This window comes from Mycobacterium sp. 852013-51886_SCH5428379 (genome assembly GCF_001665575.1).
GTDB lineage: Bacteria > Actinomycetota > Actinomycetes > Mycobacteriales > Mycobacteriaceae > Mycobacterium.
In genome coordinates this window covers 111,363-137,356 of sequence record NZ_LZSU01000052.1, presented here as the reverse complement: position 1 = coordinate 137,356, position 25,994 = coordinate 111,363, and the positions used below count along the sequence as shown (strand labels likewise).

Genomic DNA, 25,994 nt, shown 5'->3' with positions numbered 1-25,994 from the left:
CAGTCGGGTCGGAGAGTTCGATGGAGCTTGATGAGCGCACATTTCCGCTGACGCGCGCGCAGCTGGATATCTGGCTCGAGCAGGAGATGGGCCATTTCGGTGCGGAGTGGCAGTTCGGCCTTCTGGTCACGATCGACGGCCCGATCGAACTCGACGCCCTGGAGTGGGCGCTGCGCCGCGTGATCGACGAGGCCGAACCGGTCCGGGTCGCGATCGCCGAGGTGGACGGCCGGGTCGTGCAGCGGGCCGTCGAACACCCCGACGTCGACCTCGAGTTCCACGACCTGAGTGCCGCCGCCGACCCGGTGCGCACCGCACAGGAGATGGCGCTGGCCATCCAGCGCACGCCGATGCCGTTCACCGGACCGCTGTTCCGGTTCGCGTTGTTCCAGACGGGGTTCGACGCGTATCTGCTGTTCGGCTGCTTCCATCACATCGTCACCGACGGCGCTGGTCTGGGACTGATCGGCAACCGGATCGCCGCGGTCTATTCGGCGATCGTGGCGGGCGAGCCCATTCCCGTCGCTTTTTTCGGCTCGCTGCAGGATCTGGTCGACTGCGAGGCGGACTACGAGGCGTCCACGGAGTATCGCGACGACGAGGAGTACTGGTCGCGCAATCTTCCGGTGGCCGAAGCCGCGAGGCATTCGTCGCAGGCGGCCGATGAGCACAGTCCGAACGAGCTGTCGACGCCGGTGCAGCTGGACCCGGCGATCATCCGCCGGATCGACGAGCTTGCACACATCTGGAACATGCCGCGCGCCTCGGTCGTCACCGCGGCGTGCGCACTGCTGATGCCGGGACGATCCGCCGCCGAGTCCGAGGTGGTCCTCGACTTCCCGGTCAGCAGGCGCGTGCGCCCGGAGTCCAAGACGCTGCCGGGGATGGTCGCCGGGGTCACCCCGCTGGCGTTGACGGTCTCGGCGCGATCCACGGTCGCTGCGTTCTGTGAGCACACGGATCAACGGATCCGGGAAGCGTTGCAGCATCAGCGGTTTCCCGTGCACTCGCTGGAGCGCAAGGCCGGCGGTGCGGACCAGCGGGCCGGCCGGGTGGTTCTCGACTTCTTGCCGCACGCGTTCTCGCTGGACTTCGGCGGGGTCGCAGCCACGGCGTCGATGACGAACTCCGGCTTCGTCGGCGGCTTCGGAATGATCTTCTCCGGCACCGGCGACGAACTCTTCCTCAGCACGCTGGGCGCCGGTCGGCTGTTCGCCGACTCCGACGTCGCGGATCTCGCGCGGCGGCTGGAGCGGGTGCTGATCGCGATGGCCGCCGATCCCGGCCGCCGCCTGTCGACCATCGACGTCCTCGACGAGGCCGAGCACGCGCGGCTGCGTCGCTGGGGCAACGACGTGGCGCTGACCCGGGCGGCCGCCACCGAGTCGATCGCCGACCTGTTCGCCGCACAGGCCGCGCGCACACCGGAGGCGTCGGCGCTGACCTGCGACGGCCACACCCTCACCTACGGCGAACTCGACGAGGCCGCAGGCCGGGTGGCGAGAATCCTGGCCGGCCACGGTGTCGGACCGGGCCGGCGGGTGGCGTTGCTGATGCCTCGGTCGGCCGAGGCCGTGGTGGCGATGGTGGCGGTCGTGAAAACCGGCGCGACATACGTCCCGATCGATCCGTCGGTCCCCGCCTCGCGGCGGGACTTCGTGCTCGCCGACGCCGCCCCGGTCGCGGCGATCACCACCGCCGAGTTGGCCGGCGAGTTGACCGGGCGCGGACTGCTGGTCCTCGACATCGCAGACATCGCGGACGCCGATCCTGCCGGCCCGACCGGCGCGGCGCTGCCGGCGGCGAACGCCGACGACATCGCGTACGTCATCTACACCTCGGGCACCACCGGCACGCCCAAGGGCGTGGCGATCCCGCACCGCAACGTCGTCCGCCTGCTGGAGACGCTCGACGCCCAGATGGCGCTGACCGGACAGGTCTGGTCCCAGTGCCATTCGCTCGCGTTCGACTTCTCGGTGTGGGAGATCTGGGGGGCACTGCTCTACGGCGGCCGCCTGGTCGTGGTGCCCGACGCGGTGGTGCGCGCACCGGAGGAGCTGCACGCGCTGCTCGTTGCCGAACGGGTCGGCGTCCTGAGTCAGACCCCGTCGGCGTTCTACGCGCTGCAGGCAGCGGACGCGCTCGCTCCCGAACTCGGCCAAAAACTTTCGCTCACCGCGGTGGTGTTCGGCGGGGAGGCGTTGGAACCCCACCGCCTCGCCTCGTGGCTACAGGCCCATCCGGAGTCACCACGACTGCTCAACATGTACGGCATCACCGAGACGACCGTGCACGCGTCGTTCCGCGAGATCGTCGCCGCCGACGTCGACGGCGTGGCCAGCCCGATCGGCGTGCCGCTGAACCACCTCGGGTTCTTCATCCTCGACGGGTGGCTGAAACCGGTGCCGCCCGGCGTGGTCGGGGAGCTGTACGTCGCGGGCGCCGGGGTTGCCGACGGCTACGTCGGCCGGACCGGCCTGTCGGCGACGCGGTTCGTGGCCTGTCCGTTCGGAGCGCCGGGTGAGCGCATGTACCGCACCGGCGATCTGATGTGTTGGACCGCCGACGGTGAACTGCGGTATCTGGGCCGCGCCGATGAGCAGGTCAAGATCCGCGGCTACCGCATCGAATTGGGTGAAGTGCAGGCCGCGCTGGCGGCCCTGGACGGCGTCGAGCAGGCCGAGGTGGTCGCCCGCGAGGACCGCCCCGGCGACAAGCGGCTGGTCGGGTACGTCACCGGAGCTGTGGATGCTGCCCAGCTGCGTGCCGCGCTGTCCGATCGTCTGCCCGCCTACATGGTGCCCGCGGCGATCGTGGTGGTCGACGCGATGCCGCTGACCGTCAACGGCAAACTCGACACCCGGGCGCTGCCCGCACCCGAGTACCGCGATGTCGAGCGCTATCAGGCACCCGCCGACGCGGTCGAGGAGATCCTGGCCGGCATCTACGCCCAGGTGCTGGGCCTGCCGCAGGTCGGGGTCGACGAATCGTTCTTCGAACTCGGTGGAGACAGCATCCTGTCGATGCAGGTGGTCGCCCGGGCGCGTGCGGCCGGTGTGGTGTGCCGCCCCCGCGACGTCTTCGCCGAACAGACCGTGGCCCGGCTGGCGCGCGTGGCCCGGGTCGCCGACAGTCGGACCGCACTCGACGACGGTGTCGGCCCGGTGGCCGTCACCCCGATCGTCGGCTGGCTGCAACAGGTGCCGGGCCCGGTGAATCGGTTCAACCAGACCGTGGTGCTCCAAGCCCCTACGGGGACAACCGAACACGAGGTCCTGGCGTTGCTGCAGGCGCTGCTCGATCGGCACGCCATGCTGCGCGTTCAGGTCCGCGACGACGACACCGGCGGCTGGTCGCTGACCGTGCCCGAACCCGGATCGGTCGACGCCGCGTCCTGCGTGCACACCGTCGAGGAACTCACCGACGACACGATCGCCGCCGCACGGTCCCGGCTCGACCCCGCCGCCGGGATCATGGTGAGCGCGCTGTGGGTGCCCACGACCGGGCGGTTGGCGGTCGTCGCGCACCACCTCGCCGTCGACGGCGTGTCCTGGCGAATCCTGGTCGAAGACCTCACCATCGCCGCACAGCAGCACCGCAGCGGACAGCAGGTGGCGCTGCCGGCGCCGGGCACCTCGTTCGCCCGCTGGGCCACCCTGCTGACCGAGTACGCGCACCGCCCCGAAGTCGTCGACCGCGCTGCGCAATGGCGACAGATCGCCGACACCCCGGCCGAACTGCCCGCACCTCAGCCCCACCTGGACACCTACGCCACCGCTGGCACCTGGTCGTCGGAACTCGACACCGAGACCACCGCGCTTCTCCTGGGTGAGGTACCCGCGGCCTTCCACGCCGGAATCGACGAGATCCTGCTCATCGCCTTCGGATTCGCGTACGCGGAGTTCCTGGGCGCGCTGGGTGTCACCCCGACCGCGCTGTCGGTCGACGTCGAAGGTCACGGCCGCCGCGAAGAACTCGGCACCGGCCAGGACGAGGTCACCGGCGAGGACGTCGACCTGTCCCGCACCGTCGGATGGTTCACCGCGAAGTACCCGGTGTGCCTGGAGGTCGGCGGCCTGACGTGGTCCCAGGTCGTCGCGGGTGACGCGCGACTGGGCGCGGCGGTCAAGGCCGTCAAGGAACAGCTCCGCACCCTGCCTGACGGGCTGGACTACGGCGTGCTGCGCTATCTCAACGACGACGTGGACCTCGACGGGGACGACCCGCCGATCGCGTTCAACTACCTGGGCCGCCAGGGTGCGACGGCGGCCGACGCGCCGGGGGAGTCCTGGCAGATCCGGGCCGACGGTTGGGCGGCCACCACCGCCGCGGCGGAGATCCCGATGCCCTTGCCGCACACCGTGGAACTCAACGCCGCGACGATGGACACCGACTCGGGTCCGCGGCTGCGTGCGGGCTGGACCTGGGCGGCCTCGGTGCTGAACGAGGCACAGATCAGGCGGTTGAGCCGGTTGTGGTTCGACGCGCTGACCGGAATCTGCGCGCATGTGCGAGACGGCGGCGGAGGGCTGACCCCCTCCGACATCGCGGTCGGTCTCAGTCAGCAGCAGATCGACGAGCTTGCGCGCCAGTATGCAGATAGCTGACGTTCTGCCCCTGACGCCGTTGCAGCGGGGGCTGCTGTTCCTCGCAGGCACCGCCGACGACGACGACGACGTCTACGCCGTGCAGCTCTACATCACGCTTACCGGACCCGTCGACCGCGACCGGTTGTGCGAGGCCGTGCAGACCGTGGCGACCCGGCATCCCCATCTGGTGGCCCGGTTCTCCCAGAAGTTCGCCGACCCGGTGCAGATCGTGCCCGCCGATCCCCGGATCCCCTGGCGCTATGTCGATCTCACCGCCGAGGATGCCGATGTCGAGGAGCGGATCGACGGCGTCTGCCGAGAGGAACGCGCCGCGGTCTGCGAGTTGGCCGACCACCCACCGCTGCGCGCCACGCTGATCCGGACCGGCGACGACGAGCACCGGTTCGTGCTGACCAACCACCACATCGTCCTCGACGGCTGGTCCCTGCCGATCCTGCTGGGGGAGCTCTTCGCCGCCTACTACGGGCACCGGCTGCCACCGCCGGTGCCTTACCGCCGGTACCTCAACTGGCTGGCCGGTCGCGACCTCGACGCCGCCCGCACCGTATGGGCCGACGTGCTCGCCGGGTTCGACACGCCGTGTCTGCTCGGACCGGCGACCCGCGGTAGCGAGGGGCGCCGGGAGGTGGCGTCCTTTGCGCTGTCCGAACAGTCCACCCGGGCCCTCGACGATCTCGCCCGGTCCTGCCACACCACCGTCAGCACCGTCCTGCAGGGCGCCTGGGCCCGGGTGCTGGTGTCGCTGACCGGTCATGACGACGTCGCGTTCGGCACCACCGTGTCGGGGCGGCCCGACGAGGTGTTCGGCGCCGACGCCATGGTCGGCCTGCTGATCAACACCGTCCCGGTGCGCGCGCGGATGACCGCTGCCACCACGACCGCCGATCTGCTCGACCAGATGCAGACGTCCTACACCCGCACTCTCGACCATCAACACCTGGCGCTCAACGAGATTCACCGGGCCACCGGCCAGGACCACCTCTTCGACACGTTTTTCGTCTACGAGAACTATCCGGTCGACGCCGCATCGCTGCCCAGCGACGACGGTCTGGCGGTGACCGCGTTCGCCCACCGGGAGTACAACCACTATCCGGTGGCCATCCAGGCGTTGCCCGGGGACCGGCTGACCCTGCGCGTCGAGTACGACACCGAGGTCTTCGACTGGGCGGATATCGAAGCGCTCGTGGACCGGATGAAACGGGTGCTCTCGGCGATGGCCGCGGACCCCGCACGGCCGCTGTCCTGCGTCGACATCCTCGACGACGACGAACTCGCACTGCTGGACCGGTGGAGCAATCGCGCAGCGCTGACCCGGGAGTTGCCCACCGCGCAGTCGATCCCCGCGTTGTTCGCCGTGCAAGCCGCCCGGGTTCCGGAGGCGCCCGCCCTCACCTGGGGTGAGCGGTCGTGGACCTACCGCGAACTGGACGAGGTGTCCAACCGCTTCGCACACCTGCTGGCCGACAACGGGATCGGGCCGGGACACCGCGTCGCCCTGCTGCTGCCCCGTTCGGCGGAGGCGATCGTGTCGATCCTTGCGGTGCTCAAGACGGGCGCCGCCTATGTGCCGATAGATCCGGCGGCGCCGCAGGCCCGGATGCAGCTCGTCCTCGACGACGCTGCCCCCACCGCGGCGATCACCACCGCGGAGTTGGCCGGCCGGCTGGCCGACCGGGATCTGCGGATCATCGACGCGCAGGAGATCCACGTCGGTGCCGATCAGTCGGCCACGCCACCACCACAATCGCCACCATCCGCCGAGGACGTGGCGTACCTGATCTACACCTCGGGCACCACCGGTGTGCCCAAGGGGGTGGCCATCACCCACGACAACGTCACCCGGCTGATGGCAGCGTTGCAGGACCACCTCGACCTGACCGGCCAGGTGTGGTCGCTGTGGCATTCTCTGGCCTTCGACGTCTCTGTCTGCGAGATGTGGGGCGCGCTCCTGCACGGCGGTCGGCTGGTCGTGGTGCCGGAGTCCGTGGCGCGCGCACCGGAGGAGTTCCACGCTCTGCTGGCCGCCGAACAGGTCACCGTGCTCAGCCAGACGCCATCCGGGTTCTACGCCTTGCAGACCGCCGACGCCGTGGCACCCGATCTCGCACGCCGGCTCGCACTGCGCGCGGTGATCTTCGCCGGAGAGGCACTCGAACCGCACCGGCTCCGCACCTGGCGGGACCACCACCCGGAGCTGCCCCGGCTGCTCAACCTGTACGGCACGACGGAGACGACGGTGCACGCGTCGTTCCGGGAGATCCTCGACGACGACATCGCCGCCAGCAGCGACACCGCCGTCAGCCCGGTCGGCGGACCCCTGGCCGAACTGGCGTTCTTCGTACTCGACCAGTGGTTGCGGCCGGTGCCCGCCGGCGTCGTCGGCGAACTGTATGTCGCGGGACCGCAAGCGGGCCTGGGCTATTGGCGACGGCCCGGGCTGTCGGCGACGCGGTTCGTGGCGTGCCCGTTCGGAGCGCCGGGGGCGCGGATGTACCGCACCGGCGATCTGGTGTGGTGGGGTGCCGACGGGCAGCTGCGGTATGTCGGACGGGCCGACGAACAGGTCAAGATCCGCGGCTACCGCATCGAGATGGGCGAGGTCGCTGCGGTACTGGCGGACGTGAGCGGTGTCGAACAGGCGGTGGTGATCGCCCGCGAGGACCGCCCCGGCGACAAACGGTTGGTCGGTTACGTCACCGGCGGCGCCACCCTCGATCCAGCCGCCGTGCGCGCCGCGGTGGCAGAACGCCTGCCCGAGTACATGGTGCCGACGGCGATCATGGTGATCGACACGCTGCCGCTGACCGTCAACGGCAAGCTCGACCGGCGGGCGCTGCCGGCACCGGACTACCAGAGCAGCGACGACTACCGCGCGCCGGTGACCGCGGTCGAGGAGATCCTCGCCGGCATCTACGCGCAGGTGTTGGGCCTCGAGCGTGTCGGGATGGACGACTCGTTCTTCGACCGGGGCGGAGACTCGCTGTCGGCCATGCGCCTGATCGCCGCGGTGAACTCCGGGCTGAACGCCAACCTCTCGGTGCGGACCCTGTTCGAGGCGCCGACCGTCGCGCAGCTGGCTCCGCGCATCGGCGGCGACACCGGCGGGCTGGCACCGCTCACCGCGGCCGAGCAGCGACCCGCGGTCGTGCCGCTGTCGTTCTCCCAGAACCGGTTGTGGTTCCTCGACCAGTTGCAGGGGCCGTCCCCGACGTACAACATGCCGGTGGCGCTGCGGCTGCAGGGTCGGCTCGACGCTGAGGTGCTCGGGGCGGCGCTGACCGACGTGGTCGGCCGCCACGAGAGCCTGCGAACCCGGTTCGCCGCACCCGGGGGGATCCCGCAGCAGCTGGTGGTGCCGTCCGAGGACGCCGACTTCGGTTGGGAGATCGTCGACGCCACCGGATGGTCGGAGGCCGAGCTCGACGAGGCCGTCGGTGCCGTCGCGCGCCACGCGTTTGACCTGGCGGCTGAGATTCCCATGCAGGCGCGCCTGTTCCGGATCAGCGACGACGATCACGTGGTGGTCGCCGTCGCCCACCACATCGCCGCCGACGGCCTGTCAGTCGGACCACTCGTCCACGACCTGGGGGTCGCCTATCTCTGTCGCCTGGCCGGTTTGGCGCCGATGTGGTCCCCCCTGCCCGTGCAGTACGTCGACTACACGCTGTGGCAGCGGGCGCAATTCGGTGATCTCGACGACGACGGCAGTCTGATCGCCCGGCAGCTGGCGTACTGGCGGGAGGCACTGGCCGGTATGCCCGAACGGCTGCAGCTGCCGACCGACCGGCCGTATCCGCCGGTGGCCGATCAGCGCGGCGCCAGCACCAACTTCCACTGGTCGGCCGAGGTGCAGCAGCGCATCGCGGAGGTGGCGCGCGACCACAACGCCACGAGCTTCATGTTGATGCAGGCGGCGCTGGCGGTGCTGCTGTCCAAGCTCAGCGCGAATCCTGAAGTGGCGGTCGGCTTCCCGATCGGCGGTCGACGCGATCCGGCGCTCGACGAGCTGGTGGGCTTCTTCGTCAACACCCTCGTGCTGCGGGTGGATCTCACCGGCGACCCGACTGTCGCCGAACTGCTGGCCCAGGTGCGCCGCCGGGCGCTGGCCGCCTACGAACATCAGGACGTGCCGTTCGAGGTGGTCGTGGACACCCTCAGCCCCACCCGCTCGCTCACCCACCACCCACTGGTCCAGGTGATGCTGGACTGGCGCAACCTGCCCGCGGAGGCCAGCGACGAGATCGTGCTGGCGCTGGGCGATCTGCAGATCAAGCAGATCCGGCTCGACACCGACACCGCCCGGGTGGATCTCGCGTTCTCCCTCAACGAACGCTGGACCCGCACCGGTGAACCCGCCGGCATCGGCGGGGCGGTGGAGTTCCGCACCGATGTGTTCGATCCGGCGAGCATCGAGGCGATGATCGACAGACTGCAGCGCGTGGTCGTGGCGATGACCGCCGACCCGGCGCAGCGACTGTCGGCGGTCAGCGTGCTCGGCGCCGCCGAACTCGACCGTCTCGACGAGATCGGCAACCGCGCGGTGCTGACCGCACCGGTATCCGAACTCGCCACCATCCCACAGCTGTTGGCGCGCCGGGTGGCGGCCGATCCCGACGCGGTCGCCGTCAGCGACGGCGGCCGGGGCCTGACCTACCGGGAACTCGACGACGCAGCGAATCGGTTGGCGCACTGGCTGATCGCGCGCGGCGTCACCCGCGGCAGCCGGGTCGCACTACTGCAGGAACGCTCCGCCTCGGCCGTGGTCACCATGCTGGCGGTGCTCAAGGCCGGCGCCGCGTACCTGGCGATCGATCCGGCGCTGCCGGACACCCGGATCGCGTTCATACTCGCCGACGCCGCTCCGGTAGCCGTCGTGACCACCGGCAACCTGCGGTCGCGCGTGGGGCAGCACCCGGTGACCGTGATCGACGCCGACGATCCCGCGATCCGGTCCCAGCCGGACGGGCCCCCGCCGGGCCCGAGTGCCGACCCGGCGGTCGACGATGTCGCCTACCTCATCTACACCTCGGGCACGACCGGGACACCCAAGGGTGTCGCCCTCACCCACCGCAACCTCGCGCACCTGGCCGACTCGGCCCCCGCCGGACTGCCCGCACACCAGGTCTGGACGCAGTGCCACTCGTACGCGTTCGACTTCTCGGTGTGGGAGATCTGGGCCGCGCTGCTCGGCGGCGGTCGGCTGGTGGTCGTCCCCGACGAGGTAGTCCGCTCGCCCGAGGACTTCCACGCCATGCTGATTGCCGAGGGCGTCAACGTCCTGACCCAGACCCCCTCTGCGGTCGCCGCGCTGCGCCCGCATGGCCTGGATTCGGTGGCACTGCTGCTCGGCGGCGAGGCCTGCCCACCCGACGTGGTGGCGCAGTGGGCCCCGGGCCGGACCGTGATCAACGCCTACGGTCCCACCGAGATCACGGTGTACGCGTCGATGAGCGCACCGCTGCAGACGGGAATCCCAGGATCAGAAGAAGTGCCGATCGGTGCGCCACCGCCGACCGTCGCGCTCTTCGTCCTCGACGAGCGGCTCAACCGGGTGGCCGAAGGCGTGGTCGGCGAACTGTACGTCGCCGGCCGCGGGGTGGGCATGGGCTACATCGGCCGCAGCGCCCTGACCGCCTCCCGGTTCGTGGCCTGCCCGTTCGGTATCGCCGGGGCGCGCATGTACCGCACCGGGGATCTGGTGCGGTGGCGGTCCGACGGCCAACTGCAGTACGTCGGGCGCGCCGACGAACAGGTCAAGATTCGCGGATACCGCATCGAACCCGGCGAGGTGCAGGCCGCGCTGGCCGCCGTCGACGGAGTCGACCACGCCGTGGTGATCGCCCGTGAGGACCGCCCCGGCGACCCCCGGCTCGTCGGCTACGTGACCGGTTCGCCGGCCCTGCGCCCGGGGACCGTCCGCGCCGCGCTCGCCGAACGCCTGCCCGCCTACATGGTGCCCGCGGCGGTACTCGTGCTCGACGAACTGCCGCTGACCGTGAGCGGCAAGCTCGACCGGCGCGCGCTGCCCGCCCCCGACTACGCCGACACCGAGAACTACCGCGCCCCAACCACTCCCGCAGAGGAGATCCTTGCCGGCATCTTCGCCCAGGTGCTGGGCGTGCCGCGGGTCGGCGTGGACGACTCCTTCTTCGACCTCGGCGGCGACTCGCTGTCGGCGATGCGGCTCATTGCCGCCGTCAACGCCGGAATGGGCGCCGACCTCACTGTGCGGACGGTGTTCGAGGCGCCCACGATCGCCCAGTTGGCGCCTCGCATCCACACCGACGGCGCGGGCCTGCAACCCCTGACCGCCCAGGAACGGCCCACGGTGATCCCGCTGTCGTTCGCGCAGAACCGGCTGTGGTTCATCGATCAACTGCAAGGCCCGTCGCCGGTGTACAACCTCGCGGTGGCGCTGCGGCTGCGGGGCCCCCTCGACGGCGACGTGCTGGCCGCCGCCCTGACCGACGTCGTGGGCCGGCACGAAAGCCTGCGCACGGTGTTCGACGCGCCCGACGGGGTGCCCCGGCAGATCGTGGTCGATCCTGCGCACGCCGACTTCGGGTGGCAGGTCGTCGATGCCGCCGGTTGGCCGGCCACGCAGCTCGAGCAGGCGGTGGAGCAGACCGCGCTGCAGACGTTCGATCTCGCCTCCGAGATCCCGCTGCGGTCCCGGCTCTACCGCGTCAGCGACGACGACCACGTGTGGGTGGCCGTCGTGCACCACATCGCCGCGGACGGCTGGTCGATCGGCCCGCTGGTCGCCGATCTCGGGGTGGCCTACACGGCCCGGCGCGCAGGTCACGCCCCGTCCTGGGCCGCTCTTCCGGTTCAATACGTGGACTACACGCTCTGGCAGCGTGCGCAATTCGGCGAGCTGGCCGACGGGACCAGCCGCATCGCCGCCCAGCTGGACTACTGGCAGGACGCGCTGGCCGGGTTGCCAGAACGACTCGTGCTGCCCACCGACCGGCCCTATCCGCAGGTCGCCGATCAACGGGGCGCGACGGTGGCGGTGGAGTGGCCGGACGACCTGCATCGCGACGTCGCCCGGGTGGCGCGCGAGCACGGCGCCACCAGCTTCATGGTGGTGCAGACCGCGCTGGCGGTGCTGCTGGGCAAGCTCAGCGCCAGTTCCGATGTGGCGGTGGGTTTCCCGATCGCCGGCCGCAGGGACCCCGGGCTCGACGAACTGGTCGGGTTCTTCGTCAACACCCTGGTGCTGCGGCTGGACCTCAGCGGCGATCCGAGCGTCGACGAGGTGCTCGACCAGGTGCGCCGGCGCAGCCTGGCCGCATACGAGAACCAGGACGTCCCGTTCGAGGTGGTGGTCGACCGGCTCAACCCGACCCGGTCGCTGACCCACCACCCGCTGGTCCAGGTGATGCTGGCCTGGCAGAACCTGCCCGCTGACACCGGGGACCCGTCGGCCGCCGGCCTGGCGCTGGGCGATCTGGAGGTCAGCCGGCTCCCGGTGAACACGTCGTCGGCCCGGGTGGATCTGTCGTTCTCGCTGGCCGAAAGAACCACGGCCGGCGGTGATCCCGCCGGCATCGGCGGTTTCGTCGAGTTCCGCACCGACGTGTTCGACGCGGCGACCATCCTGGCGCTGGTCGACCGGCTGCGACGGGTACTGGCGGCGATCAGCTCTCGCCGTGAGCCGGCGCTCCACCTCTCGTCGATCGACGTGCTCGACGACGCCGAGCATGATCGCCTGGACCGGTGGGGCAACCGCTGGGCACTCGCCGCGCCGGCCGACGCTCAGTCGTCGATTCCTGCGATGTTCGCCGCGCAGGCCGTGCGCGCCCCCGACGCGACCGCGATCTCGTGCGGACCGCGCTCGTGGACGTACCGGGAACTCGACGACGCGTCGAACCGCTTCGCGCATCTGCTGGCCGACCGCGGGGTGCGCACCGGCGACCGGGTCGCGCTGCTGCTGCCGCGCACCGCCGAAGCCGTCGTCGCCATCCTGGCGGTCGTCAAAGCCGGCGCCGCCTACGTGCCCGTCGACCCGGTGGTGCCCGCGGCCCGGCTGGACTTCGTGCTCGGCGACGCCGCACCGGTGGCCGTGATCACCACGGCCGCGCTGGCGCACCGGCTCGACGGCCACCGCATCCCGGTCATCGACATCGACGATCCCGCCGCCGCACGCGCACTGGAAACGGCGCTGCCCGCGCCGGACCCCGATCAGGTTGCCTACGTCATCTACACCTCGGGCACCACCGGAACACCGAAGGGGGTGGCGGTCCCGCACCGGAACGTGACCCGGCTGCTCGACACCCTCGACGCGGAAATGGGCCTGGCAGAACAGGTGTGGACACAGTGCCATTCGCTGGCCTTCGACTATTCGGTGTGGGAGATTTGGGGTCCGCTGCTCTACGGCGGCCGACTCGTGGTGGTGCCCGACGCGGTGGTGCGGGCGCCGGAGGAGCTGCACGCGCTGCTGGCCGACGAACAGGTCACGGTGCTCAGCCAGACCCCGTCGGCGTTCTACGCGTTGCAGGCCGCGGACACGCTGCAGCCCGACGTCGGCAGGCGGCTCGCACTCGAGGCGGTCGTATTCGGTGGGGAGGCGCTGGAACCGCAGCGCCTGGTGCCGTGGTTCGATGCGCACCCGGATTCGCCCCGGCTGATCAACATGTACGGCATCACCGAGACCACCGTGCACGCGTCGTTCCGGGAGATCTTCCCGTCCGACGCCGGCAGCGCGGTCAGCCCGATCGGGGTGCCGTTGGGGCACCTCGGCTTCTTCGTCCTCGACACCGCGCTGCAGCCCGTGGCGCCGGGCGTCGTCGGTGAGCTCTACGTCGCCGGCGCCGGCCTGGCCTACGGCTACGTCAACCGGGCCGGGCTGTCGGCGACCCGGTTCGTGGCCTGTCCGTTCGGGGCACCGGGCGACCGGATGTATCGCACTGGCGACCTGATGTGCTGGGGCGCCGACGGGGAGCTGCGGTACCTCGGCCGCGCCGACGAGCAGGTCAAGATCCGCGGCTACCGCATCGAGCTGGGCGAGGTGCAGGCCGCGCTGGCCGCGCTGGACGGTGTCACCCAGGCCGAGGTGATCGCCCGCGAGGACCGCCCTGGCGACAAACGGCTGGTCGGATACGTCACCGGCGCTGTGGAGGCCGCGCAGCTGCGTACTGCGCTGACGGATCGGTTGCCCGAGTACATGATTCCCGCCGCCGTGGTGGTGGTGGACGCGATGCCGCTGACGGTCAACGGCAAACTCGACAAGCGGGCGCTGCCCGCGCCCGAGTATCAGGACGTCGACTCCTACCGGGCGCCCGCCGACGCGGTCGAGACGATCCTGGCCGAGATCTACGCCCAGGTGCTGGGGCTCGGACGGGTCGGGGTGGACGAGTCGTTCTTCGAACTCGGCGGTGACAGCATCCTGTCCATGCAGGTGGTGGCCCGAGCGCGGGCGGCCGGGGTGCTGTGCCGCCCCCGCGACGTGTTCGTCGAGCAGACCGTGGCCCGCCTGGCCCGGGTGGCCCGGATGACGACGGCCGCCGACGAGACAGTCGACGAGGGCGTGGGCCCACTGTCGGCCACCCCGATCATCCACTGGCTGCGGCAGGTGCAGGGTCCGGTGAACGAGTTCAACCAGACCGTGGTGGTGCAGGCCCCGGTCGGAGCGACCGAAGCCGACGTCGTGGTGGTGCTGCAGGCCGTACTCGACCGGCACGCGATGTTGCGGTTGCGCGTCGACGACGACTGGGCGCTGGTGGTCCCCGAACCCGGCGCGGTAGATGCGCACCTGTGCCTGCGTACCGTCGATGCGCTGACCGACGAGGTGGTCATCCAGGCGCGAGCACGGCTGAACCCGGCGGACGGCCGGATGATGAGCGCGCTGTGGATGCCCGCGACGGGACAGCTGGTGGTCATCGCCCACCACCTGGTGGTCGACGGGGTGTCGTGGCGAATCCTGGTCGAGGACATCAACCTCGCGTGGACGCTGCACCGCACCGGACAGCCGGTGGAACTCCCCGCCCCGGGCACGTCGTTCGCCCGATGGGCGGACCTGCTGGCCGAACACGCCCACCATCCGCGGGTGGTCGCCGAAGCCCTCGCGTGGCAGGAGATCACGGCCGTGCCAGCGCCGCTGCCCGCCATCGACCCCGCAGTGGACACCTACGCCAATGCGGGAAGTCTGTCGGTGGAGCTGGACACCGAGACCACCCGGCAGCTGCTCGGCGAGGTTCCTGCGGCCTTCCACGCCGGGATCAACGACATCCTGCTGATCGCGTTCGGTCTGGCGTTGGCGGAGTTCTGCGGGGTGCTCGGCGACCCCGGCGCCGCTCCGATCGTCATCGACGCCGAAGGCCACGGCCGCGAGGAGGAACTGGGCGGCGAGGAGGGGCTGGGCAGCGAGCGGGTATCCGTCGACCTGTCGCGCACCGTGGGCTGGTTCACCACCAAATACCCTGTGGCCCTTCACCTCGGGGGCGGCCTCACCTGGAATCGGGTGCTGACGGGCGACGCGGCGCTGGGCGCGGCCGTCAAAGATGCCAAGGAGCAGCTGCGGCACCTGCCGGACGGCGTGACCTACGGTCTGCTGCGCTATCTCAACGACGATGTCGACCTGGCCGGGACCGACCCCCCGATCGGGTTCAACTATCTGGGCCGGCTCGGTGCCGGCAGCGGCGACGTGTCCGGTGACATGTGGGAGATCCGGCAGGACGGCTGGTCGGTGACCGGCGCGGCCGCGGCCATCCCCATGCCGTTGATGCACACGGTGGAACTCAACGCCGGAACCGTGGACACCGACGCCGGCCCGCGACTGCGCGCCGGCTGGTCGTGGGCGCTGTCATCGCTGGACCACGCGCAGGTCAACCGGCTGAGCGAGCTGTGGTTCGACGCCCTTGCCGGCATCTGCGAACACGTCCGCGGCGGCGGCGGCGGATTGACCCCATCCGACATCGCGCCCGCCACGCTGCGTCAGGAGCAGATCGACGAGCTCTGCGTCACGCACCGGGTCGCCGACATCCTGCCGCTGACCCCGCTGCAGCGCGGCCTGCTGTTCCACGCCGACGTCGCGCACGGCGCCGGCGACGACGTCTACGCGGTGCAATTGGACGTCACCCTCTGCGGCCGACTGGACCGGCACCGGTTGCACGACGCCGTGAACCTGGCCGTCCAGCGGCATCCGAACCTCGTGGCCCGGTTCTGTGCAGACTTCGGCGAACCGGTCCAGATCATCCCGAGCGATCCCGAAATCCCATGGCGCTACGCCGATCTCACTGATCACGGCCAGCACGTCGAGGCCGGTGTCGCGCGATTGTGCGCCGACGAGCGGGCAGCGGTCTGCGATCTGGCCGGCCAGCCGCCGTTCCGGGCCGCACTGATCCGGACCGCGCCCGACGAGCACCGGTTCGTGCTGACCAATCACCACATCGTGCTGGACGGCTGGTCGATGCCGATCCTGCTGGGCGAGATCTTCGCCAGCTACTACGGCCAGTGGTTACCCGCTGCGGTGCCGTACCGGCGGTTCGTCAGCTGGCTCACCGGTCGCGATCTCACCGCCGCCCGCGCCGCCTGGACCGAGGTGCTCGCCGGCTTCGGCGAACCCACCCTCGTCGGTCCGTCGTCGCGGCTGCTGCCACCGGGCCCGCGTTCGGTTGCCGCCCACAAACTTCCGGAACCCACCACCCGGGCGTTGGGCGAACTGGCCCGCGCGCACCAGACCACCGTCAGCACGGTGCTGCAGGCAGCGTGGGCGCAGGTCCTATGCCGGCTGACCGGTCAGCGCGACGTCGCTTTCGGCGCCGTGGTGTCGGGCCGACCCGACGAGGTGGTTGGCGCGGACTCCATGGTGGGCCTGTTCATCAACACGGTCCCGGTCCGGGCCACCGTCACCCCGACGACCACCACCGCCGACCTGCTCGACCAGTTGCACAACGGCCGCAACCGCACCCTCGAACACGAACACATGCCGCTCTACGAGATTCACCGGATCGCGGATCGACAGCAGCTGTTCGACACCGTGTTCGTCTACGAGAACTATCCGACCGACGCCGCCAAGCTCTCCGGTGACGACGGGCTCGCGGTCGCCGGGCTGGCCAACCGCGATCTGTACCACTATCCGCTTGCACTCCAGGCGGTTCCGGGTGCCGAACTCGATCTGCGCCTCCAGTACCGGACCGACGTGTTCGACGATGCAGCCGTCGGCGATCTGATCGAGCAGTTCCAGCGGGTGGTGGTGGCGATGATCACCGATCCCACGCAGCCGCTGCCCACACCCGGGGCATCCCGCGACGGAGAGCCCACTCCCGCAGCGGTCGCCGGCTATCGCGCCCCGACCGACGAAGTGGAGACCGCACTCGTCGACATCGTCGCCGGCGTGCTGGGTGCAGAGCGCGTCGGCGTCGACGACTCGTTCTTCGACCTGGGCGGGGACTCGCTGTCGGCGATGCGGGTGATCGCCGGCATTCGTACCGCGCTGGGCGTCGAGCTTGCGGTCACCGCGCTGTTCGATGCGCCGACTGTGGCGCAGCTGAGCCGGACCGTGGAGGCGGCCCGCTGAGACTCACCAGACGCAGGGCACCAGACGGTAGCGGACCCGGGTGGTGTAGTCGCGGTATCCGGTGAGCTCCTCCCGGAGCAGTGTCTCCTCGTCCCGGATCCGGGAGGCCAGCACCATCACACCGGTGGCGACGAAGAGCAGCGCCCAGTAGGAGCCGAGGGCCAGCGGGATGCCGACCATCATGATCGCGTTGCCGGTGTACATCGGATGGCGCACCAGCCCGTACAGCCCGGTGGATACCACGTTCTGGCCCGCCTCGACCTGGACGGTCGTCGAGGCGTAGGTGTTCTGCGTGGTGACCATCACGACGACCGTCAGGCCGGCGCCCACCAGCGCGGCGCCGAGTACGCAGACGGCCGCAGGCACCGACGACCAGCCGAACCGGTGGTCCAATCCGCCGACCACGCACATCGCAGCCAGCGAGAGGTACAGCCCGGCCATCACGATCTTCTGCGCCCGGCGCGCTTCGGCCGTCGGACCGCCCCGCATCCGCCGTTGCAGCGCAGCGGGATTGGTGATCTGTAGATAGACGCTGGGGACCCAGGCCGTCAGCGCGAACACGGCCAGGAACAGCCACGCCTGCCAGTAGGAGAACGTCCCCGCGGGCAGAAAGATCAGCGCGGCGATCGAGCACACCTGGATGAGCCCGGAGACGAATACTCGCAGAACGGCTTTCACGATCCTCCTGAGCCGGCAGTGGAGTCGGACGAGAGTTTGAGGCACAGCAGATCAGCGAGGTCGCGCACCGACCGGTCGGCCAGATCGCTGGTCGCCAGCCGGATACCCGTCTCGGATTCGATACGGGTCCGCAACTCCAATGCGCCCAGCGAATCCACGCCGTACTCGGACAGCGGCCGGTCGGCGTCGATGCTGCGCCGCAGCACCAGGCTGATCTGGTCGGAGATCAGCCGCCGCAACCGGCCGGGCCGTTCATCGGCCGGCAGCGCCTCGAGGACGAGGCGCAGCCGGCCGGTGTCGGCATGGTTCTCCTCGGAGCGGCGGAAGGCCTCCGCGAACGGGCTGCGGTGGGCGAACGTCGTCAGCCACGTCGATCCGGCGATCGGTGCGTAGCCGGTGTGCGCGCGGTCGTGGCGCAGCAGTGCCTCGAACGCGCGGGCGCCCTCGTCGGGGGCGATGGCGGCGGTCTCCGCGCCGGCATCCGCCCCGGCGGCCGGGGCGTTGCCGATCCGGCTCCAGGCGCCCCAGGCGATCGCCGTGGCGGGCAGGCCCTGCGCCCGCCGCCACCGGCTGAAGGAGTCCAGCCAGCTGTTCGCCGTCGCGGAGGCGCCGCAACCCGGTGCCCCGACCAGCGCGGCGGCCGACGAGAACGAACAGAACCAGTCGAGCGGCTGATCGACGGTCGCGGTGTGCAGGTTCCAGGCCCCGTGCACCTTGGCGGCCCAGTGCTTTTCGAGTAGGTCGTCGGTGACGTCGGCCAGCGCCGCATCCGATCCGCCCGCCGCGGCGTGCACGACGCCGCGCACCGGCAGGCCGGTGGTCGTCGCAGTGGCCACCAGTCGTTGCGCCGTGTCGGGGTCGGCGATGTCGCCGCAATGCACGACGACGTCGGCGCCCATCACCCGGATCAGCTCGATCGTCTCGAGGGCCTTGAGTGTGGGCTGGGCCGGGGAGGTGAGCACGATGCGCCCGCAGCCGCCGTCGGCCATCTTCTCGGCGAGGAACAGTCCGAGGTCGCTCAGCCCGTCGGTGACGACATAGGCGCCGTCCGGACGGAAGACGCGCACCTGCTCGGGCGGTGTCACCACGGTGCTGTGCGCGGGCCGCGGTACCTCGAGCACGAGTTTTCCGGTGTGCTGCGCGGCGGCCATCGTGCGGATCGCGTCGGCGGCGTCGGCCAGCCGGTAGGTCGTGTGCCGCGGGGCCGGAAGGGCGCCGTCGGCGACGAGACCGAACACCGTGCGGAGCAGTTCGGCCACCCGGCGGGGGTGGCTGGACGCCAGGAGCGCCAGGTCGACGTAGTGGAAGGTGAGGTTCCGGCGGAACGGGTACAGCCCGAGCTGGGTGTTGCCGTAGACGTCGCGTTTGCCGATCTCCACGAACCGGCCACCGGCGGCGAGCAGTTCGAGTCCGGCGCGTTGCGCCGCTCCGGTGAGGGAATTGAGGACGATGTCGACACCGTAGCCCGCGGTGTCGTGGCGGATCTCGTCGGCGAAGGCGGTGCTGCGGGAATCGTAGACGTGCTCGATACCCATGTTGCGCAACAGTTCCCGGCGTTCCGCCGACCCGGCGGTGGCGTAGATCTGCGCTCCCGCGGCGCGGGCGATCGCGATCGCCGCCTGGCCGACACCGCCGGTCGCGGAGTGGATGAGCACCCGGTCGGACGACGAGATCCTGGCCTGTTCGTACAACCCGTACCACGCGGTGACGGTCGCGGTGGCCGCCGCGACGGCTTCCTGGTCGGTCAGTGTGCGCGGAAGGGGGATGGCCAGCCGGGTGTCGCAGGTGAGGAACGTCCCCCAGCAGCCGGCGGGGGAGAATCCACCTACGCGGTCGCCCACCCGGTGGTCGGTGACATCCGGCCCGACACGCGTGACCACTCCGGCGAAATCTGTTCCGAGACCGGGGGTCTCACCGTCGGACGGATACCGCCCCATGGCGACCAGGACGTCGGCGAAGTTGAGGCTGGACGCGTGGACGGCGATTTCGATCTGACCGGGTCCCGGCTCCGCGCGTGCGCAGGAGACGGGCTCCAACGTCTCCAGGTCACCCGGGTTGCGGATCTGCAAACGGAACCCATCGTGTTCGTGGTCGGCGACGATGGTCTGCCGGTCCTCGGGGCGCAGCGGCGCGGGCCGCAACCGCGCGGTGTGCCAGACGCCGTCCCGCCACGCGGTCTCGTCCTCGTCGGAGTCGCTGAGGAGCTGCCCCGCCAGGACGGCGGGACCGGTGCGTTCGTCGACGTCGATGTGGGTTACGCGCAGGTGGGGAAGCTCGGCGCCCAGGACCCGCAGCAGGCCGCGGACACCGCCCTGGTCCAGATCGGCCACGTCGGTGCGCAGCACGGTCTGGGCGGCGCGGGTCACCACCACGAGGTGGGGGAGCCGGCCAGGCACCCCGGTGATCTCCCGGGCGATGCGCAGCAGGTGCCGGGTGCATGCGAGGCCCGACAGCGGGCCGGACGGTGTGGTGCCGGGTCCGGGTCCGGTCACGATCGCCACGCCGGCGTACTGGCGCTCGCTGAGGTGCGCGCCGAGAGCGGCAGCGGCCGCGACGTGATCGCCGTGGGGAAACCACGACATCGCGGTGCAGTGCGCGCCGTGATCGCGCAGAGCCGTGGTCACTTCGCCTGCCGAGGTGCCCGCGGAGGTGGCCGCTGTGAGCACCAGCCACGAACCGGCCTCGTCGCGGGACGGCTCCGGGGAGCGACGGGGGTGCCAGTCGACGGCAAGCAACCGGTCGTCGAGAACCCGGTCGGTGTCGTCGACGGTCTCGGTGCCGAACGCACACCCCTGCGCGCTGAGCAGGACGGCGCCGTGCTCGTCGAGGAGGTCGAGATCGGCGTCGACGCCGGTCGCGTCGGCGCGGGTCACCCGGACGTGGCAGTAGCGGGCCCCTCGCACCGACCGGTGGACGCGCAGTCGGTGCATCCGGACCGGGGCCCCCAGCGCCCGACCGTCGAGCGCGTCGAGACGTGGACTGGCCGCCACCGCGCGCAGGCAGGCGTCCAACAGCATGGGATGAACACCGAAAGCGCTCTGCTGCGAGCGCAATTCGTCCGGCAGGGCGAGCTCTGCAAGCACCGAACCGGCCGCGTCGCCGCTGATGCGGACGGTACCCAGAATGGGCAGCATTGCGCCGTCCGCGTACTCCGCATATGCGGCCGTCAGCGCGGGCAGGTCGTACGGGGAGGGTTCGTCGTCGTCGGCGGCGACACCCAGGGTTGCGGTCACCTGCCGCCGGCACATGCCGTCGTCGTTCGACTCGACGACGAACTCCGCTGCGGCCGGGGGTGACAGCGAGGCCGCGGCGCCGAGCGAGATGCCTCCGTCGAACGGCAACCCCGGACCGAAGTGCAGGTCGCGGACCTCGGTGCGCTCGCCGAGAACCACACCTGCTGCGGCCATGGCCATCTCGCAGTACACGGCGGCGGGCAGCGCGGTCGTGCCGAGCTCGGCCAACCACGGATGGGCGGCGGTGCCCACCTCGGCCCGCCACACGTACCGCTCGGGTTGCTGCTGGAGTTGCACGTGCGGGCCCAGCAGCGGATGCACCGACACCGTCCGTCCGCCGGGTGTGGTGGCTTCCGGTGCCTGATCGGCGAGCGAGAACCGGCGGTGGGTCCACGACGGCAGCGGGGTGTCGATGAGCCGGCCGGTGGGATACGGCACGGAGAAGTCGACGGCGGCGCCGGCGGTGTGCAGCTCGGCGACGAAACCCGCCAGCCCGCAGGGCATGTCCGCACCGGGCTGCAGCGCCGCGAGCGTGACCAGGGGCAAATCCAGGCTGCGGGCGGTCCGTTCGACCGGCTCGGCGAGCACGGGATGCGGGCCCAGTTCGGCGAAGATCCGGTATCCGTCTTCGAGCGCGGCCCGCACCGCGGCGGAGAACCGCACGGTGCGGCGCAGTCCCTGCACCCAGTACCTGCCGTCGCACACCGGTTCCTCGCGGGGGTCGAACCCGGTCGCCGAGTAGTAGGGGACCGTGGGTCGCAGCGGTTCGACGTCGGCCAGCGCAGCCGCGAGTTCGGTCAGGATTGGGTCGAGCTGGGGCGAGTTGGCGGCCACGTCCACGGCGATCTCCCGCACCCCTACGTCCCGTTGGCGCCAGGTGGCGGCGAAGTCGTGCACCCGCGTTGCGGCGCCCGCGATCACGGTGGTCTGCGGTGCGGCCACTACCGCAATCGCCGCATCCTTGACCGCGTTCTGCGTCAGCTCCGAAAGCACCTGTTTGGCAGGAAGATCCACCTCGGCCATCGCCCCGCCGTCCGCGACAGTGGCCATCAGCCGGGAACTGCGGCAGACTACGCGCACGCCGTCCGCCAGGGACAGCGCACCCGCGACCACCGCGGCGGCGATCTCGCCGGTCGACCGTCCGATCACCGCGCCCGGACGGGCCCCGCGGGCCGCCAACGCGGTGGCGGCGGCCACCTGCATCGCGAACAGCGTCGGCTCGATGCGGTCGACACCGGTCGGTGCTTCGGGTCCGGACATCGCCTCGGTCACCGAGAACCCGGATTCGTGGCGGACGAGGGGTTCGATCTCTTCGACGGCCGCCGCGAAAGCCGGTTCGGCGGCGAGGAGATCGGCGCCCATCCCGGCCCACGGCGTCGCCTGGCCGGAGAACACCCACACCGGTCCGCGGTCGTCGTCTCCGACCGCCGCCGGATGGGCGGTATCGCCCGCGGCGAGCTCCCGCAACGCCTCGGCGAGGCCGGGCCCGCTCTCCGCGAGGACCGCGGTGCGGACCGGCCGGTGCGCCCGCCGGCGCGCCAGGGTGTACGCGACGTCCGGCAATGCCACCTCGTCACGGTCCTGTATCCACTCGGCCAGTCGAACGGCACTGCGGCGCAACGCCTCCGGCGATGTCGACGAGAGCGGAAACAGCAGGGGGCCTGCGGTCGTCGCCGCCGGCTCCGCGGCCGGCTCCGGTGCCTGCTCGAGGACGGCGTGCACATTGGTTCCCGACGCGCCGTGCGATGAGACCGCGGCCCGGCGGGGATGGCGGCCCTGCGCGGGCCAGCCGACGAGTTCCTGCGGTACGAACAGGTTCGTGCCGATCCGTGCCGCGGCGTCGGGCAGGCGGCTGAAGTGCAGGTGCTCCGGGATGACGCCGTGCTGCAGCGCCAGGACCGTCTTGATCAACCCGAGCAATCCGGACGCCGACCGGGTGTGCCCGAGGTTCGTCGTCACCGAGCCCACCGCGCAGGAGCTGTCGACGCCGTATACCTCGCACAGTCCGGCGTACTCGGCGGCGTCGGCCGCCGGGGTTCCGGGTCCGTGCGCCTCGATCATCGCGACCGTGCCCGCATCGACCCCTGCGGCGTCGAGCGCGGCGCGGTACAGCGTCGCGTGGGCCTGCCCGTCGCGGCTGTCGTGGCCGACGGCGGTGCCCCGGATGACGCCGAGGATCCGGTCGCCGTCGCGCTGCGCGTCGGTGAGCCGCTTGAGCACCACCACCGCGACGGCCTCGCCCGGCGTACAGCCGTCGGCGGCGGCGTCGAAGGCGGAGCACCGCCCCGTCGGCGAGAGATCGCCCTGCTCGGCGACGAACGTCCGCGGGTCGAGCACGAGCGACGCCCCACCGACCAGCACGAGGTCGCTCTCGCCGTCGCTCAGACTCCGGCAGCCCAGGTGTACGGCCGTCAGCCCCGACGAGCACGCGGTGTCCACGGTCAAGGCCGGTCCGCGCAATCCCATGCTCCCGGCGATGCGGTCCGATGCCGAACCGGAGACGGTGCCGGTCAGTCCGACGAACACCCCGGCAAGCGAGTCGGTCAGCGCGGACGGATCGAGTCCGGCGTGTTCGACGGCCTCCCACGCCGACTCGAGCAGCAGGCGGTGATGCGGGTCGAGCGCCGCGGCCTCGTCATCATCGATACCGAAGAACTTCGCGTCGAATCCGGCGACGTCGTCAAGGAACGCACCCCACCGCGGCGCGTCGTGCTCCCATCGGTCGGCCGGGGCCTCCGTGACGAGATTCGCCCCTCGCAGCAACGCTGCCCACATCCGCTCCGGAGAATCGATTCCGCCGGGGAGCCGGCAGGCCATGCCGATGACGGCGACGGGTTCGGCTGTCCGGGCGGTCATCGGCTGCGGAGGATTCGCCGAATCGAACGGTTCGCCGATTCGCCGGTCGCGCCGCATGACGCCATACCATCTCCTCACAACAGCGACTGTGCTGTTCGCTGACCGCTCGACGATCCGTTCCCCGGGCTGCGGGGCGCCGATCAATTGACGCAGACGTAGGTGTCGCAGGTCAAGTACCGGCGACCGGTGGTTCGCCGCTCCGCATGTCGCTTGGACCGTCCGCGTCGGCGAACCCCGAGCCGCGGTCGCGGCGGTCAACTTCCGGTTTCGAGGATGCGCGATTGACGCCTGCGGTAATTTGCATCGCGTGACACAGGTGGCTGAGATATCCCTGACATCCCTTCCAGCGCTGTTGCGTGAACGCGCCAGTCTGCAACCGGACGAGACGGCGTTCACGTTCTTCGATTACGAGCGCGATCGCGAGGGCGTCGCCGAGAGCCTCACCTGGCCGCAGCTGTACCGGCGCGTGTCGAATGTCGCGCGCGAGCTGCGGCACTGTGCGTCACCGGGCGACCGGGCGGTGATCTCCGCGCCGCAGGGGCTGGACTACATCGTCGGCTTCCTGGGTGCGCTGGAGGCCGGCCTCATCGCGGTCCCGCTGTCGGTGCCGTTCGGGGGAGTGGCCGACGAGCGGGTCGACTCGGTGCTGCGCGACGCGTCGCCCGCCGCGGTCCTCACCACCTCGGCTGTCGCCGGCGACGTCGCCGCCCGGGTTGCGCAGCTCGACGGAGCCACGACGTCGGTCGTCGAGGTCGACCGACTGGAGTTGGACGCACCGGTCCGCTTCGACGGCGGGCACGGGGTCTCGTCCACCGGCGAGCACCCGGACATCGCGTACCTGCAGTACACGTCCGGTTCCACGCGCAGCCCGGCCGGCGTGATGATCTCGTACACGAACCTGATGACGAATATCGGGCAGATCACCACCGACTACGCCGTGGACCACGGCGGGGTCGCCCCGCCGGATATGACGGTGGTGTCGTGGCTGCCCTTCTACCACGATCTGGGCCTGCTCCTGGGCATCTGCACCCCGGTGTACGGCGGCTTCAGCACCGTGCTGACCAGCCCGGTGGCGTTCCTCGAACGCCCCGCCCGCTGGATGCAGCTGATGGCGAGCCATCCGCAGGCCTTCACCTCGGCGCCGAACTTCGCCTTCGAACTGGCCGCCCGCAAGACCACCGACGCCGACATGGCCGGACACGACCTCGGCGACGTCTTCATCATCCAGAGCGGTGCGGAGCGGGTGAACCCCACGACGGTCAACCGCTTCACCGACCGGTTCGCCGAGTACCACCTCGATCCCCGGGTGATCCAGCCGTCATACGGCCTCGCCGAGGCGACGCTGTACGTGGCGACCTGCAGACCGGGGTTGCCCCCGGAGGTCGTCGACTTCGACCCCGACCAGCTGTCGGCCGGTGCGGCCCAGCGGTCCGTCGACGGCCGCGGCACGCCGCTGGTCGGCTACGACACGCCGCTGTCCTCGCAATCGCCGTTGGTCCGCGTCGTGGATCCGGACACGCGCCTGGTGTGCGACGACGACCGGACCGGCGAGGTCTGGGTGCACGGCGACAACGTCGGCGCGGGCTACTGGCAGAAGCCGGAGGAGAGCGAGCGGGTTTTCCGCGGCACGCTCGCCGAACCGGCGGCGGGGACGCCGGCGGGTCCGTGGCTGCGGACGGGCGATCTGGGGTTCATGTCCGGCGGACAACTGTTCATCGTGGGCCGGATCAAGGATCTGCTCATCGTCCGCGGGCGCAACCACGCCCCGGACGACATCGAGGGCACGATCTCGGAGATCAGCAGGGGGCGGGTGGCCGCCATCGGCGTGACCATCGACGGTGAGGAGCAACTGGTCGCGGTCGTCGAGGCCAGGGCGGGCGGATCTCCGGCTGAGGTGGCCGACGCGCTCGCCGCGCTGGCGAACATGATCACCGCGGCGGTCTCCACCGCGCATGGACTGACCGTCGCCGACCTGGTGCTGGTCGCACCGGGGTCCATCCCGATCACCACCAGCGGCAAGGTGCGCCGCGCGGCCTGCCTCGAGCAGTATCAGCGAAATGGGTTCAGCCGCTTGCTCCGGCGCGACGGGTGACG

The 25,994-nt window shown here is 70.9% G+C and carries 5 protein-coding genes; 3 read left to right on the top strand and 2 right to left on the bottom strand.

All coding sequences use genetic code 11. From position 1 onward, the window contains the following. Positions 1-20: 20 nt before the first annotated feature. Both A5757_RS23855 and A5757_RS22445 read left to right on the top strand, forming a co-directional pair. Entirely contained in the window at positions 21-4,607 is a 4,587-nt protein-coding gene (locus A5757_RS23855; protein ID WP_066839106.1) for a non-ribosomal peptide synthetase, read from the top strand. Beyond that, entirely contained in the window at positions 4,594-17,133 is a 12,540-nt protein-coding gene (locus A5757_RS22445; RefSeq protein WP_066839104.1) for a non-ribosomal peptide synthetase, read from the top strand. The genes A5757_RS23855 and A5757_RS22445 overlap by 14 nt, the downstream gene beginning before the upstream one ends. Before the next feature lie 3 nt (positions 17,134-17,136). Here the strand turns inward: A5757_RS22445 and A5757_RS22440 are convergent, their stop codons facing one another. Further along, a complete protein-coding gene (locus A5757_RS22440) occupies positions 17,137-17,811 on the bottom strand; it encodes an isoprenylcysteine carboxylmethyltransferase family protein (protein WP_066839103.1) in 675 nt (224 codons plus the stop codon). After that, a complete protein-coding gene (locus A5757_RS22435; RefSeq protein ID WP_082929631.1) occupies positions 17,808-23,900 on the bottom strand; it encodes a type I polyketide synthase in 6,093 nt (2,030 codons plus the stop codon). Before A5757_RS22435 ends, A5757_RS22440 begins: the two co-directional genes overlap by 4 nt. A gap of 325 nt (positions 23,901-24,225) precedes the next feature. Here A5757_RS22435 and A5757_RS22430 point away from each other — a divergent pair, with 325 nt between their 5' ends. Continuing rightward, positions 24,226-25,992: an AMP-binding protein gene (locus A5757_RS22430; protein ID WP_066839192.1), complete on the top strand. Its 1,767-nt coding sequence runs from the start codon at positions 24,226-24,228 to the stop codon at positions 25,990-25,992. Positions 25,993-25,994 lie beyond the last annotated feature (2 nt).

Excerpts from the sequence above, each read along its gene's own strand:
- A5757_RS22445 (WP_066839104.1), top strand. The coding sequence starts at position 4,594 with ATGCAGATAGCTGACGTTCTGCCCCTGACGCCGTTGCAGCGGGGGCTG.
- A5757_RS22435 (WP_082929631.1), bottom strand. The coding sequence starts at position 23,900 with ATGACCGCCCGGACAGCCGAACCCGTCGCCGTCATCGGCATGGCCTGC.
- A5757_RS23855 (WP_066839106.1), top strand. The coding sequence starts at position 21 with ATGGAGCTTGATGAGCGCACATTTCCGCTGACGCGCGCGCAGCTGGAT.